The 14,016-nt window shown below is 58.7% G+C and carries 11 protein-coding genes; 4 read left to right on the forward strand and 7 right to left on the reverse strand.

The window, feature by feature from the left end; translation table 11 throughout:
* Positions 1–273: 273 nt before the first annotated feature.
* Positions 274–2,337 (forward strand): elongation factor G, encoded by a 2,064-nt coding sequence (locus FIV05_RS13890; RefSeq protein WP_152509960.1) that lies wholly within the window; start codon positions 274–276, stop codon positions 2,335–2,337.
* Positions 2,338–2,507: 170 nt separating this feature from the next.
* Positions 2,508–3,470 (forward strand): protein-methionine-sulfoxide reductase catalytic subunit MsrP, encoded by a 963-nt coding sequence (gene msrP / locus FIV05_RS13895; protein ID WP_152509961.1) that lies wholly within the window; start codon positions 2,508–2,510, stop codon positions 3,468–3,470.
* Between the two features lie 667 nt (positions 3,471–4,137).
* On the opposite strand, the gene FIV05_RS13900 is transcribed toward msrP, so the two are convergent.
* Genes FIV05_RS13900 through FIV05_RS13910 form a run of 3 tightly spaced genes read right to left on the reverse strand, consistent with a single transcriptional unit; the run spans position 4,138 to position 7,086 of the window.
* Positions 4,138–5,034, reverse strand: coding sequence for a LysR family transcriptional regulator (locus tag FIV05_RS13900; RefSeq protein ID WP_022997966.1), 897 nt, complete (start codon positions 5,032–5,034; stop codon positions 4,138–4,140).
* Positions 5,035–5,064: 30 nt separating this feature from the next.
* Positions 5,065–6,033, reverse strand: coding sequence for a thioredoxin-disulfide reductase (trxB, locus tag FIV05_RS13905; RefSeq protein ID WP_022997965.1), 969 nt, complete (start codon positions 6,031–6,033; stop codon positions 5,065–5,067).
* 21 nt (positions 6,034–6,054) lie between these two features.
* Positions 6,055–7,086 carry a mitochondrial fission ELM1 family protein gene (locus FIV05_RS13910; RefSeq protein WP_152509962.1) on the reverse strand — a complete coding sequence of 344 codons (1,032 nt, stop codon included), beginning with the start codon at positions 7,084–7,086 and terminating at the stop codon, positions 6,055–6,057.
* A 201-nt stretch (positions 7,087–7,287) separates the two neighbouring features.
* Here FIV05_RS13910 and FIV05_RS13915 point away from each other — a divergent pair, with 201 nt between their 5' ends.
* Entirely contained in the window at positions 7,288–7,755 is a 468-nt protein-coding gene (locus FIV05_RS13915; RefSeq protein WP_031268195.1) for an Lrp/AsnC family transcriptional regulator, read from the forward strand.
* A 34-nt stretch (positions 7,756–7,789) separates the two neighbouring features.
* The gene (locus FIV05_RS13920) at positions 7,790–8,140 is read left to right on the forward strand and encodes a VOC family protein (protein ID WP_152509963.1); all 351 of its coding nucleotides are present in this window, start codon (positions 7,790–7,792) and stop codon (positions 8,138–8,140) included.
* Positions 8,141–8,181: 41 nt separating this feature from the next.
* Here FIV05_RS13920 and FIV05_RS13925 read toward each other — a convergent pair whose 3' ends face one another.
* The 4 genes from FIV05_RS13925 to FIV05_RS13940 form a co-directional block, all read right to left on the reverse strand.
* Positions 8,182–8,643 carry a hypothetical protein gene (locus FIV05_RS13925; RefSeq protein WP_152509964.1) on the reverse strand — a complete coding sequence of 154 codons (462 nt, stop codon included), beginning with the start codon at positions 8,641–8,643 and terminating at the stop codon, positions 8,182–8,184.
* A 259-nt stretch (positions 8,644–8,902) separates the two neighbouring features.
* Positions 8,903–9,376 (reverse strand): transcription elongation factor GreA, encoded by a 474-nt coding sequence (gene greA / locus FIV05_RS13930; protein ID WP_152509965.1) that lies wholly within the window; start codon positions 9,374–9,376, stop codon positions 8,903–8,905.
* A gap of 114 nt (positions 9,377–9,490) precedes the next feature.
* A complete protein-coding gene (gene carB / locus FIV05_RS13935; protein WP_152509966.1) occupies positions 9,491–12,853 on the reverse strand; it encodes a carbamoyl-phosphate synthase large subunit in 3,363 nt (1,120 codons plus the stop codon).
* Between the two features lie 171 nt (positions 12,854–13,024).
* Complete coding sequence (locus FIV05_RS13940) at positions 13,025–13,303, reverse strand: helix-turn-helix transcriptional regulator (protein ID WP_022997958.1); 279 nt, start codon at positions 13,301–13,303, stop codon at positions 13,025–13,027.
* Positions 13,304–14,016 lie beyond the last annotated feature (713 nt).

The following is a 14,016-nucleotide window of genomic DNA, read 5'->3' on the forward strand; positions in this document are numbered from 1 at the left end:
TGCACTTTTGTTGAACTCTCATCGGCCTGGAGACTGAGCCGATACAGAGGCAAATTGCTGCGCTGCCGCGTAAGATTCCCTTGCGTTGCCGCCGATATCGGCGCGACGATGGCTGACCGCCCCTGGTCGATCGGCCGCAGTTTGGGGCTTGGTGCTGTTGAGTACCGGGCAAATGGCCTTCGATCCCATCCGGGCGAGACGCGGCAGGCCGCGTCCCCCAGCCGGCCCTGCCGCGTTGTTACGAGATATCCTCGAACTAACGGGAGGCTCAGCATGGCAATCACTTCAAACGGAAAAGGATCTGCTGCGGGCAGCGCTCCGCGCTGTATCGCCCTAGTGGGTCCGTTCGGCAGCGGCAAGACCAGTCTTCTGGAAGCCTTGCTGGCGCGAACGGACAAGGTGGCCCGGCAAGGTTCCGTCGCGAACGGAAATACGGTGGGTGACGCTTCGCCGGAAGCGCGTGCCCACGGCATGAGTGTGGAACTGAACATTGCGGACGCGGAATTCCTGGGAGATCGCTTCGTGTTCGTCGACTGCCCTGGATCCGTGGAGTTCCTGAGCGAAATGGACGGGGCGCTTTCGGGAGTAGATCTGGCCGTTGTGGTGGCGGAGGACGACGAGCGCAAGGTTCCAGCCCTGCAGCTGATCCTGAAAGCCCTTGAAGCCCGCGCCATTCCGCGGGTTTTGTTTTTAAACAAGATCGACAAGAGCACGCGGCGGGTACGCGATGTCCTGAGCGTGCTGCAACCGGCATCCGCGGTGCCGCTGGTACTGCGACAGATCCCGATCTGGGAAGACGGCCTGGCGACTGGGTTCATCGATCTCGCGCTGGAGCGGGCGCATGTCTATCACGAGAAGGAGGAAAGCACGCAGATCGACATGTCCGATGCGGATCTCGCGCGTGAGCACGAAGCCCGTTTCACCATGCTGGAACACCTGGCCGACCACGATGACGATCTGATGGAGGCGTTGCTCGAGGATATCGCCCCCAACCGCGATCAGGTGTTCGCCGATCTGGTGAACGAAATGCAGGACGGTCTCATCTGTCCGGTTTTCTTCGGCTCCGCAGAACACGGCAACGGTGTCAGCCGGCTGCTCAAGGCCTTGCGCCACGAGGTTCCAGGTGTCGATCTGCTGTCGCGCCGGGTGCTTGGCACGACGTCGCGGGCGATGCTGCAGGTCGTCAAGACGCTGCACACCCAGCACGGGGGCAAGCAGTCGATCGCCCGTGTTCTGGAAGGCGTGGTCTCCGACGGCGATACCCTGTTCCTCAATGGCGACACCGAAATCAAGGTGTCCGGACTGTTTTCTGTCTTCGGCCAGCAGGCGAACAAGATCGCAACGGCTGGCAAGGGCGATCTGGTTGGGCTCGGCAGGCTCGATGATGTCCAGACGGGCGACCTCCTGAGTTTCGAAAACGGAAAGATCGAAAGCCTTCAGGTGCTTGAACGGCGCAATCCTGTTCTGGCGACGGCGATTTCCGCCAAACAGCGCAAGGACGAGGTCCGTCTTTCCGCGGCACTGGCGAAACTGGTTGAAGAGGACCGCTCGCTGATCGTATCGCAAAACCAGACAACAGCCGAAACGTTGCTTGCAGGGCAGGGCGAAATGCATTTGCGTGTTGCCCAGGAACGCCTTGCCGGAAAATACGGTCTGGATATCTCCGCCAATACGCCGCACGTGCCTTATGCCGAGACGATCCGGACAGGCACCAAGGTCCGTGGCCGACACAAGAAACAGTCCGGCGGGCATGGTCAGTTCGGTGATGTGGTGATCGAGATATCTCCGCTGCCACGTGGCGAGGGCGTCCAGTTTTCAGACACGATTACCGGGGGTGTCGTGCCGAAACAATATATCCCGTCCGTGCGTGACGGCGTGTTGGATGCGTTGGGGCAAGGCCCGCTGGGTTTCCCGGTGGTGGATGTGTCCGTCTGTTTGACGGACGGCTCCTATCACTCCGTGGACAGTTCCGACCAGGCCTTCAAGATGGCCGGCATACTGGCAATCCGGGAAGGCCTGCCTGAGTGCAAGCCGGTGCTGCTGGAGCCGATCCACAAGGTGGTGATTGCCTGCCCGAGCGATGCGACCGCGCGGGTGAATGCGATCGTCTCGGCACGACGCGGACAATTGCTTGGCTTCGATGCCCGTCCCGAGTGGAATGGCTGGGATGAAGTGCAGGCGTTGATGCCGGAAGCGGAAATCGGTGACCTGATCATCGAACTGCGTTCGGCAACCGCCGGGGTGGCAAGCTACACCGCCGAGTTCGACCATATGGCGGAACTTTCCGGCAAGGCGGCGGACATTGCCCTGCAGAGGTCCGGCAGACAGGCCGCATGAACGCTAGAGCACTGAAAGCAATGACAGAGGGGCCGGTTGGCCCCTCTGTTGTGTTCGCCTTACTGCGGCGCTGTACTGTTGATCACCTTGTTGTTGCGCTCAGTCACCAGGGCGTTATTTGCCATTGAAAGCCGATTCCGGTTTCCTTCGGAACAAACGGGAGACTGACAATGAATATACTGAAGAAACGCAGCTGGGAGCTTCCGGAACGGGAAGCAACACCGGAGGCCGTTTTCATGAACCGCCGGCAGATCCTTGCTGGCCTTGCCGGGGCTGGTGCGCTGATGGGTACGGGCCTCGGAATTCGCCCGGCCTTTGCGGAAGAGGACCCGAGCGCGGGCCTTTATCCGGTCAAGCGCAATGAGGCCTTTACGCTCGACAGGGACGTGACCCCGGAAGAGTTCACGGCGAAATACAACAATTTCTACGAGTTCGGCACGCACAAGCAGATCTGGCCGGCGGCACAGGAACTCAAGATCCGCCCCTGGACCGTTGTGCTGGATGGCATGATCGACAATCCGCAAGAGATCGGCATCGATGACCTTCTGGCCAAGATGCCCCTGGAAGAGCGGCTCTACCGGCATCGATGTGTCGAAGCGTGGTCGATGGCCGTGCCCTGGTCGGGATTCGCGCTTGCCGAGCTGGTGAAGCTGGCCGGGCCGCAGGCTGGTGCAAAGTACCTGCGTTTTGAAACCTTCCTCGATCCGTCGGTTGCCAGCGGGCAGAAGCAGAGCTGGTATCCCTGGCCCTATGTCGAGGGCCTGACGCTGGAAGAAGCGACCAATGAACTCGCCTTCATCGCTACCGGCGTTTACGGCAAGCCGCTTGCCAAGCAATATGGTGCACCGATCCGGCTGGTTGTCCCGTGGAAGTACGGCTTCAAGTCGATCAAGTCGATCGTGAAGATCTCCTTCACCGACGAGCGTCCGGTCAGCTTCTGGGAGGAGATCCAGTCTTCCGAATATGGATTCTGGGCGAACGTGAATCCGTCCGTGCCGCATCGCCGCTGGCCGCAGTCTTCCGAGCGGCTGCTTGGAACGGACGAGCGCCGCAACACGCTTCTCTACAACGGCTATGAGGAGCAGGTGGCAGGCCTCTACAAGGACCTGGGCAACGAACGCCTGTTCATGTGAGGTGAAGTGACATTACGTCATGCTGCGTCGCAGCATGGCCTGGGCAAAAAAAGAGCCGGGCCTTGAAAGACCCGGCAGTTTATTTTGATTCACTGAAAACAGTGGAATCACCTTCCAGAGGGGAACAGCTGGTCGGAACATCACTGGGAGGAGGACGTGATGTCCGTGTGACCAACAGTGATGCTTATATGCAGTGCACAAGCTGCGTAAACAAGAGGCAGGGGCGCAGATCTGCTATGCATTTTACGCAGAGCTTGACTGAATGGTCAAAAATCAGACCAAAACCCCTTTAATTACAACAGATTGAATTAGTCGGTTTTTGCCAGCGCCTTCAAAAAAATTTTTAATTTCGAGTGAAAAAATCGATTGGTTCACCGAAATAAATGCAAATGCTCTCCCCGTGTGCAGTAATTTTGATGCCTAAATGTTGAGCTGATTTGGCGAATGAAACCTGAGTCTGTCCAGTCCCATGCTTTCCCAGGGGAATAGGGACAATCGGGTCGCTCGGTTGCCGCCTTGCAGGCCGAGTTCCGAGACCTTTTTAGGGGAGAGTATCTGCAAAAACCCCTGTGCGGCCGCTCGTGCAGGCAAGCAGGGTTGCGTCCCGGTCAAGCCGGAGCTGCTTGGGCCAAACGCAATCGGGCAGATAGACGATAGGAGGGCAGGGTTAGAAAACCCAGCCTTCTGCATTTGCCAGCAGGAACTCGCGGAACGCGGTAACACGCGCGGTGTTCTTCAGTTCCGAAGGGTAGACAAAATAGGTGTCGAAGGAGGGCACCTTGTCGTCCTGGTCGGTCATGACAGGCGCCAGGTTCGACGACTTGTCGATGATGTAGTCCGGCAGAATGGCAATGCCCACGCCGGACTGAACTGCACGCTTGATGGCCACGATGTTGTTGGCCTTCAGGACGGACCTGCGCGGGCTTGTCGCGACGCGCCCGGCTGTTTCCAGCCAGTTCATCGAGCGGAGGTAGGCCGGAGCCTGTTCGCCGAACGTGATCAGCCGGTGCTTGTCGAGGTCGTCGATCGACACTGGTGTTCCGAACCGTTGGAGGTATTCCGGTGCCGCATAGACATGGAAATGCACTGTAAACAGCTTGCGCTGAATCAGGTCCGGCTGGGTCGGCTGGCGCAAGCGGATGGCCACATCCGCTTCGCGCATGCCGAGGTCCAGTTCGTCGTCGTCGAAGATCAGGTGCAGGTCGACATCTGGATAGAGATCGATGAAGCTTCTGATCCGTGAGGTGAGCCAGGTGGAACCCAGGCCCACCGTGGTGGTCACGCGCAGGGCTCCGGATGGCTTTTCCTTGCTGTCCGTCAGGCTCGATTGAACCGCTTCCAGCTTCATCAACACGTCGTTGGCAGTCCGATAGAGCAATTCGCCCTGTTCGGTCAGCAAGAGGCCGCGGGCGTGCCGGTGAAACAGCGGAACGCCCAGATCGTGCTCTAGCGCACTGACCTGCCGGCTGACAGCCGACTGGCTCATATGCAGGGTGTCACCTGCATGCGTGAAACTGCCAGCCTGTGCGGCCGCATGAAAAATGCGCAATTTGTCCCAATCCATGCGTGCCCCTCCGCAGGACAGTCAGGCAGCCTATTCGGCGGCCTGCTTTGTCGACGTCACTTCATGTTCGGCCAGAAACTTCTCGGCTTCAAGGGCTGCCATGCAGCCCATGCCGGCAGCGGTTACCGCCTGCCGATAAATGTCGTCGGTGACATCACCGGCCGCAAAGACGCCCGGGATGGATGTCCTGGTCGAATCCGGGGCAGTTTCCAGGTAGCCGTTGGACTTCAGCGTGAGCTGGTCCTTGAAGAGTTCGACCGACGGTGCGTGGCCGATGGCGATGAAGACACCGTCCGTGGAAATTTCCTGGAATTCGCCGGTCGCGGTGTTTTTCAACCGTACGCCGGTAACTGCTTTCGGCATGCCGCCGCCGAGGATCTCGTCGACTTGGTGGTCCCAGATGACATCGATCTTCGGATGCTGGAACAGGCGGTCCTGCAGGATCTTTTCCGCCCGCAGGCTGTCACGGCGATGAACCAGCGTCACCTTGGAGGCGAGGTTGGCGAGATACAGCGCTTCTTCCACGGCGGTGTTGCCGCCGCCAACAACCACAACTTCCTTGTTGCGGTAGAAGAAGCCGTCACAGGTCGCACAGGCGGAAACGCCGGCGCCCATGTAATCCTGTTCCGAAGACAGGCCAAGCCAGCGGGCCTGCGCGCCGGTGGCGATCACCAGGGCGTCCGCCGTGAACACCGTGCCGCTGTCGGCTTCCAGGCGGAACGGGCGCTGGGACAGGTCAGCCTTCACGATGGTGTCGTAAAGGATCTTGGTGCCGACGTTTTCGGCCTGCTTCTGCATCTGTTCCATCAGCCACGGTCCCATGATGGGATCCGCAAAGCCGGGGTAGTTCTCGACATCGGTGGTAATGGTCAGCTGGCCGCCCGGCTGAATACCGGCCACCAGCGTCGGCTCGATCATGGCGCGGGCAGCATATATGGCAGCCGTGTAACCGGCCGGGCCGGAGCCGATGATCAGAAGTTTGCTGTGTTCCGTGCTCATGGGCGCACCTTTATCCTGTTTTCATGTCCCGGCGTTTGCGTTGCCAGGTTGGCCCATCGGGGCGTTGTTCCGGGTTTGCCGTGCGGCCGAAAAATCGCTCAAGATGCGTTGAGCGATCACCGGCGTGGCATCTATCGGCTCGTAGGTAGTGGTTTTCAGCGGACCTGGAAAGGGGTGAATGACACCCATGCGTCGCAAAGTCCCCAAAAACCGGGTGATCTTGTCGTGACCGCCGCTCGGCTCGAATACATGGACCGGCTTGCCGGTGGCTGTGGCCTCACCGATCATGTTCGTGGAATCGGCAGTGGCGATGATCGCATCTGCCTTGGCGAGATAGAGGCCGTAAGGGTTGGGCTCGTCACCTGTCCAGTAGAGGTGATTTCCCGATTTGGCCAACCCTGCCAGACCATAGGCCAATCCGGCCGGCGTGCGGCGGGAGGCTGTGATCATGAAATGCACATTCGCCGCATGTGCGAGCTCGCGCAGGCCGCTCAAAAGGCGGTTCTGGTCGTCTTCGGAAAACCTGTGGTGCCGGCTGTCACCGCCGACAAGAACAGCAACACGGGGCCGTGGAAGACCATCTATCTCGGCAACCTGCCGGCTGCGGAGTTCGGCCAGTGTTGCGGCAGAGAACTTGTGTGGGGACGTCGGTGTTACAAGGACGTTCCGTCCGCGCAGCTTGTCATGCTCGGGTACCCAGATGAGATCCGCTGCATCTGGCCCTATCCGCGGGTCTTTCAGGAACACGGTAAAGGTCTTGCCTCCAGAAAGGCGCTTGACCCGGCGCAGATACGGGACCGTCCGGCGGCCGGACGCGATGGCGATATCAGGGTAGGGCGGGGCAATCGGGCTGCCGGGGCGGGTTTCCCGCTCGCGCAGATCGATCGGACCGAAGGGCATCAACCAGGTAAAGGGTGCGCGCGGCGCTATGTGGCGTTCTTCAACAGGGGCGCCGAGGGCTTCGGCAACACCGCGGCACTGGGCAACATCGCCCGCCTTTCCATCGGTGAGGATCCAGAGGGAAGAAGGGGCTTTCTCCGGCGAAAAAGGCATGTTTTGGAGAAGTTCCCCTATCGTAATCTTTCGAAATCGTGCGCAATTTTGTTATAGTCTTGCACAAACGCGCAAAAAATCATAACTCGGCACACAAATAGAGGTTAGCTTGGGATTCCGGTATCGGGCAAGGCGACAGTCTTGTGAAAGACCCGAATGCCCACAGCATGGCGCGTCATGCGAAGCGCGAAGGAGACAGGTTTGAAAGCGCGGCTCGATGCCATTGATTGGCAGATCCTGAAGGAATTGCAGGATGACGGACGGATGACCAATGTGGAATTGGCCCGTCGGGTCGGCATATCCGCTCCTCCCTGCCTGCGCCGGGTGCGCGCGCTGGAGGAAGCCGGGCTCATTCTGGGCTACCGGACCCTGCTCGACGAAAAGCAGCTCGGTTACGACGTGACAGCGTTTGCGATGGTCGGGTTGCACAGCCAGACCGAGGCGGATCTGATTGCCTTCGAACAGACGGTTCAGAACTGGCCGCTGGTGCGCGAAAGCTACATGCTTTCGGGAGAGGTCGACTTCCTGTTGAAATGCGTTTCGCCGGATCTGCAGACCTTCCAGAATTTCATCATTCGCGAATTGACCGCTGCGCCCAACGTCGACAGCGTTCGTACAGCGTTGACAATCCGCCGCACAAAAGACGAGCCTGTCGTTCCAATCGATTGAAGTCCGAACCGGCTGCAAGAAGGAACAAGACGCCATGGCTGTAAAACGTGTCGTTGCCAACATCGCATCGCCGGATACCGGCAAGGCGCAAAGCTTCTACGGCGACGTGCTGGGCATGGACCTGGCGATGGATCACGGCTGGATCGTCACCTTTGCAGGCGAACGGGGTGCAATGGCCCAGGTCAGCATTGCGGTCGAAGGTGGCGCGGGAACGCCCGTGCCCGATTTTTCGGTCGAGGTCGACAACCTTGAGGAAGTGCTGGAAAAAGTGCAGGCAAAAGGCCTCGACATCGAATACGGCCCGGCAGATGAGCCCTGGGGCGTCAGGCGCTTTTACGTGCGCGACCCCTTCGGGCGCCTGGTGAATATTTTGCAGCACGCGTGAGGCGCTGACTGCCGATGCGGCGGGCAAGGGCGCCAACAAACTCACGAAGCCAGTTTTTTCACTTTTTTCTGCAGGCGCCGGATCAGGGAGATGTCCCTGAGAGCGGCGGATACCAGAGTAAAGGCGACGGTCACAAGCAGGATGGTCGTCAGTGCCGCAACGGGCAGCATCTGGTCATAGTGGTAGCTGTCGAGCGCCTGGTCGACAGGTTCAATGCCGGAATAGAACCTGCTGCGTATCGCGTCGCTGTACGTCGTAATGCCAAAGTTGCCATTTTTCAGATAGCGCAGACCGAAGACGACGAAGAAAACGGCAACAGCCAGGGCGATCAGGTAGCCGGCCATCCGGACGGCGAACACGAAGGAGCTTTCGTGGCGTTGCGCGACGAGGCGCTTGAACATCAGGCGTTCGCGTGCCGTGAGCCTGGAAAACAGAAACCAGCGGTATATCCATAACGGCACCGACGCGATCAACAACCATACGGCAATCGCGTTAAAGACCATTGCAAATCCTCCGACACTTTCCGGTTGTCAGCTTAACGGCTGTGTCGTGGACGTCAAAGGGAAAGCGCAGCTTTTGCTGCGACTTAAGGGCAGTCGCAGAGCGCGTATACGTTGCCGGAGATCGGCGCCAGGCAGGTCCGGGTTCAAAGGGAACCCGGACGTTCAAACGGCCAGGGGCGATTTCCAGGCACGCTGAAACCGGAGTCGGCCCCTGCAAGGAGAGGCCAGACCGGGAAGGCACAACACTGAAAGGGTGGGGTCAGACGAAACGTACGTCGACGATCTCGTAAGACCGGGCACCGCCAGGGGCAGCAACTTCGACGCTGTCGCCGGTGGACTTGCCAATCAGGGCGCGGGCGATCGGAGAAGAAATAGAGACCTTGTTCTGCTTCACGTCGGATTCGACGTCGCCAACGATCATGTATTTCTTTTCTTCTTCGGTGTCCTCGTCGATGAGGGTGACGGTCGCGCCGAATTTGACGATGTCGCCGGACAGCTTGGACACATCAATGATTTCAGCGCGGGACAGCTTGTCTTCCAGTTCCGAAATACGGCCTTCGTTCAGGCTCTGGGCTTCTTTAGCCGCATGGTATTCCGCATTTTCCGACAGGTCGCCATGCGCGCGTGCTTCAGCAATCGCCTCGACGATGCGCGGGCGCTCTACCGCGGTACGTTCCTTCAGCTCATCCTGGAGCATCTTGTACCCGGCGGAGGTCATCGGAACTTTTTCCATTGGTCTCAGACCTTCAGCTTATTGGGTCCCCCTAATCTCGAGGACCGCGCTTTGACAAAAACAAACCAAGCCGGGAAAGGCGCGCTTTCCCGGCCGGTCACGAGTATAATAGCCTTAGCCGAAGTAGGATTGTAAAGGTCTTACTTCAAGGCTCCCAGCTTTATGGGCGGCAATGCCTTTCGCAGCAGCCACTGATCCTGCAAGGGTCGTGTAATACGGTACCTTGTTCAGAAGAGCCGCCCGGCGCATCGACCGGCTGTCGGAGATGGCCTGTGCGCCTTCTGTCGTGTTGAAGACGAGCTGGACCTCACCGTTCTTGATAGCATCAACGATATGAGGGCGGCCTTCAAGAACCTTGTTGATCTTCTTCACCGCAATCCCCTTGTCCTCGAGGAACTTCTGGGTGCCGCCGGTGGCGATGATCGTGAAGCCGCCGGCTTCCAGGCTGCGGACGGCGTCAAGCACGCCGGCCTTGTCTTCGTCGCGCATGGAAACGAACACGGTGCCCTTGTCCGGTACCCCAGTGCCGCAGCCGATCTGGGACTTGGCAAAGGCCTTGCCGAAGGCTGTGTCGAGGCCCATGACTTCGCCAGTCGAGCGCATTTCCGGTCCGAGGATCGTGTCGACGCCGGGGAAGCGGGCGAACGGGAAGACAGCTTCCTTGACCGCGATATGGTCGAGTTTTTTCTCGCTGAGACCGAAGGAAGCCAGGCTTTCTCCCGCCATGATACGGCTGGCGATCTTGGCGACCGGGGCACCGATCGTCTTGGCGACGAAGGGCACGGTGCGCGATGCGCGCGGGTTGACTTCCAGAACGAAGATCTCGCCGTTCTTGATGGCGTATTGCACGTTCATCAGGCCGCCGACTTCCAGTGCCAGAGCCAATGCGGTGGTCTGGCGCTTGAGTTCTTCCAGCATCTCTTCGCCGAGCGAGAACGGCGGCAGGGAGCAGGCGCTGTCGCCGGAATGGATACCGGCTTCCTCGATGTGCTCCATGATGCCGCAGACGAACACGTCCTTGCCGTCGCAAAGGGCATCGACATCCACCTCGATCGCGCCGTCGAGATAGCGGTCGAACAGAAGCGGGTTGGTGCCCAGCACGGTGTTGATCTGGCCGGTCTTGTCGTTCGGGTACTTTGCCCGCACTTCCGCCGGGACCAGCTCCGGCAGGGTGCCGAGCAGATAGGAGTTGAGGGCTTCCTCGTCGCGAATGATCTGCATGGCACGGCCACCCAGGACATAGGACGGGCGGACCACCAGAGGCAGGCCGAGCTGGCCGGCGATGAGGCGACCCTGTTCGACGGAATAAGCGATGCCGTTTTCCGGCTGCTTCATGTCGAGCTTGATCAGAAGCTTCTGGAACCGGTCACGGTCTTCGGCAAGATCGATCATGTCCGGTGACGTGCCGAGGATCGGCACGTCCGCCTTGACCAGCGCCTGCGCCAGCTTGAGCGGGGTCTGGCCGCCGAACTGGACGATGACGCCGTGCAGTGTGCCGTTCTCCTGCTCCTTGCGCATGATTTCCAGCACGTCTTCAGCGGTCAGCGGCTCGAAGTAGAGACGGTCAGACGTGTCGTAATCGGTGGAGACGGTTTCCGGGTTGCAGTTGACCATGATGGTCTCGTAGCCCGCGTCTTCCAGCGCAAAGGCGGCATGACAGCAGCAATAGTCGAACTCGATACCCTGGCCGATCCGGTTCGGGCCACCACCCAGAATCACCACCTTCTTCCGGTCGGACGGGGTCGCCTCGCACGCGGGCTGACCCATGAAGGGAGCCTCGTAGGTGGAATACATATAAGCGGTCGGGGAGGCGAACTCGGCAGCGCAGGTGTCGATGCGCTTGTAGACCGGGTGCACGTCCAGCTGCTTGCGGAGCTTGGCAACGTCCGATGCATCGAGATCGGCAAGGCTTGCCAGGCGTGCGTCGGAAAAGCCCATGGCCTTCAGTTTGCGCAGGTTCGCGGCATCCTTCGGCAGGCCGAGCTTGCGGACCTTTGCTTCCATTTCCAGGATGGCTTCGATCTGTTCCAGGAACCAGGGATTGATGCCGCTGGCCTCGTAGATTTCCTCGACCGTCATGCCAAGGCGCATGGCCTGGGCGACGTTGAGAAGCCGGGTCGGTGTCGGTGTCGAGACGGCAGCGCGCAGGGCGTTGCGGTCGTCGCCCTGATCAAGGCCCGGGATTTCGGTTTCATCAAAGCCGTTCAGGCCCGTTTCCAGACCACGCAACGCCTTCTGCAGGCTTTCGTTGAAGGTCCGGCCAATGGCCATCACTTCGCCGACCGACTTCATGGCAGTGGTCAGGGTTGCTTCGGAGCCCGGAAATTTTTCGAAGGCGAAACGCGGGATCTTGGTGACCACGTAATCGATGGTCGGTTCGAACGATGCCGGGGTCGCGCCGCCGGTGATGTCGTTCTCAAGTTCGTCCAGCGTGTAGCCGACAGCAAGCTTGGCCGCGATCTTGGCGATCGGGAAGCCGGTTGCCTTGGAGGCCAGGGCGGAAGACCGCGACACGCGCGGGTTCATTTCGATGACGACAAGGCGGCCATTGTCCGGATTGACCGCGAACTGCACGTTCGATCCGCCGGTTTCCACGCCGATCTCGCGCAGGACCGCGATCGAGGCGTCGCGCATGATCTGGTATTCCTTGTCGGTCAGCGTCAGGGCCGGGGCGACAGTGATGGAATCACCGGTATGCACGCCCATCGGATCGACGTTCTCGATGGAGCAGATGATGATGCAGTTGTCCGCCGTGTCGCGGACCACTTCCATTTCATATTCCTTCCAGCCGAGCAGGCTCTCGTCGATCAGGACCTGACCGACCGGAGATGCGTCGATGCCGGAGCGGACGATGGTTTCGAATTCTTCCCGGTTATAGGCAACGCCGCCGCCGGTGCCGCCGAGGGTGAAGGCGGGGCGGATGATGGCCGGCAGGCCGATCTCGTCGATGGCGCGCATGGCTTCAAGATAGCCGGCATTGCGGTCGTAACCGACGATCCGGCCGTTCTCGTCGTGAATTGCCGGGGAGGAGGCAATGGCCGCGCGCGGGTTTTCCAGACCGATGACGTCCATCGCAGCCCGGAACTTTTCGCGGTCTTCAGCCTTTTCGATGACATCGGCGCGGGCGCCGATCATTTCCACGCCGTATTTTTCCAGAACACCCATCTGTTCCAGATCGAGTGCGCAGTTCAGCGCGGTCTGGCCACCCATCGTCGGCAGAAGCGCGTCAGGGCGTTCCTTCTCGATGATCTTGGCCACCAGCTCGGGAGTGATCGGCTCGATGTAGGTCGCGTCAGCCAGGTCCGGGTCGGTCATGATCGTCGCCGGGTTCGAGTTGACCAGGATGATGCGATACCCTTCCTCGCGCAGCGCCTTGCAGGCCTGGGTGCCCGAATAATCGAATTCACATGCCTGGCCGATGACAATCGGACCGGCACCAATAATCAGGATGGAAGAGATATCTGTGCGTTTTGGCATCTCGGCTCGCAGCTCGCAGCGGCCTTTCCGGACAGCGGTCTCGCTATTCGGTCTGGCTCGGACATGAGGGTATGACTATGTTGGCTGAGCGCGTCTTATAGGGAAAAGCTGCGCAGGAGGGAACCCCGCCAGGGCGTGAAAGTCGACCTTTTGCGAGCTAAAATCACGACTTTATTCCGGCTTGGCAATTTCGGCGGGCAACGGGATCGTTGTCTGGCCGTCAAAGTCGCCGATCCCTTCCGACAATGCATAGCAGGCAAGGCGGATGGATTTGGGAATTTCAACGGGTCGGCCGTCGCGATTTCCCTTTTCGTAATACTGGATCATGCGCTTCTTCAGGCCCAGACGGTCTGCCGCATCCTTCTGCTTTAGCCCGAGTGCTCGCCGCCAATGGCGGAACTGCTGCGGGGTCATGCCGGGCATGGTGTCTTTGGATTTTGAGTCGGCCATTTCGTCTTATTCCAGAATACCTTGGTTGCGGGCATCCCCTTGCGGGTTCGCTCGTCCGGTACTTCTGACAAAAATAACCTTGCTCATCGCTTGTCAATCGAGAAGTGCACAATGTGCCCTTTTTGCGTCGAAGGAGGTGGTTGAATTTGATGGCAAAATTGACCGTGTGGACAAAAAATTGATATACTTGTTTGGTGCCGTAACGGTTGGTCAAATAAGTGATAAGCTTAGATTTTTCCTTACCTTTTCATAAGGAGTAAGGCTGAATTGATATTCGCGCATAGCGGGTATTGTTGCGTATGTAGCGTTCTTTTTCATCTCGTGGATCGCGATTCGTGAACTTTTTTGCCTACATAGTATCTAAGAGAATTTCACTAATTGTAATAATCCTCAGGGTTAGGAGTAAGCGAACTAAGTAATTTTCCCTTGGTCGTTGCCGTGAGGTAAAGAAAATTTATTGTGGATTTATATATTCAAGAAAAGTCTAGTTATTATATTCAGATTATCGATAATTAATATTTGTTCGTGTTTTGGCTAAAGTGCCCCTGAATAAACATTCGTAGATGCGTGTCCTTTCTCGTAGGTTTTTAGTTTTAGTTTTCGCATAACTGAAACTTCCGTAAAAACTGGGCAATATTCCTAAATTTGGCGTAGATTTTAACTGTCGATCCGGTGTATTAGACTACTGCTTAGTCTCCTATGAGTTTGGCGTT

This window comes from Labrenzia sp. THAF191a (assembly GCF_009363335.1).
GTDB lineage: Bacteria > Pseudomonadota > Alphaproteobacteria > Rhizobiales > Stappiaceae > Roseibium > Roseibium algicola.

Coding starts and splice junctions, on each gene's coding strand:
- FIV05_RS13890 (WP_152509960.1), top strand. CDS start 274: ATGGCAATCACTTCAAACGGAAAAGGATCTGCTGCGGGCAGCGCTCCG.
- msrP (WP_152509961.1), top strand. CDS start 2,508: ATGAATATACTGAAGAAACGCAGCTGGGAGCTTCCGGAACGGGAAGCA.
- FIV05_RS13900 (WP_022997966.1), bottom strand. CDS start 5,034: ATGGATTGGGACAAATTGCGCATTTTTCATGCGGCCGCACAGGCTGGC.
- trxB (WP_022997965.1), bottom strand. CDS start 6,033: ATGAGCACGGAACACAGCAAACTTCTGATCATCGGCTCCGGCCCGGCC.
- FIV05_RS13910 (WP_152509962.1), bottom strand. CDS start 7,086: ATGCCTTTTTCGCCGGAGAAAGCCCCTTCTTCCCTCTGGATCCTCACC.
- FIV05_RS13920 (WP_152509963.1), top strand. CDS start 7,790: ATGGCTGTAAAACGTGTCGTTGCCAACATCGCATCGCCGGATACCGGC.
- FIV05_RS13925 (WP_152509964.1), bottom strand. CDS start 8,643: ATGGTCTTTAACGCGATTGCCGTATGGTTGTTGATCGCGTCGGTGCCG.
- greA (WP_152509965.1), bottom strand. CDS start 9,376: ATGGAAAAAGTTCCGATGACCTCCGCCGGGTACAAGATGCTCCAGGAT.
- carB (WP_152509966.1), bottom strand. CDS start 12,853: ATGCCAAAACGCACAGATATCTCTTCCATCCTGATTATTGGTGCCGGT.
- FIV05_RS13940 (WP_022997958.1), bottom strand. CDS start 13,303: ATGGCCGACTCAAAATCCAAAGACACCATGCCCGGCATGACCCCGCAG.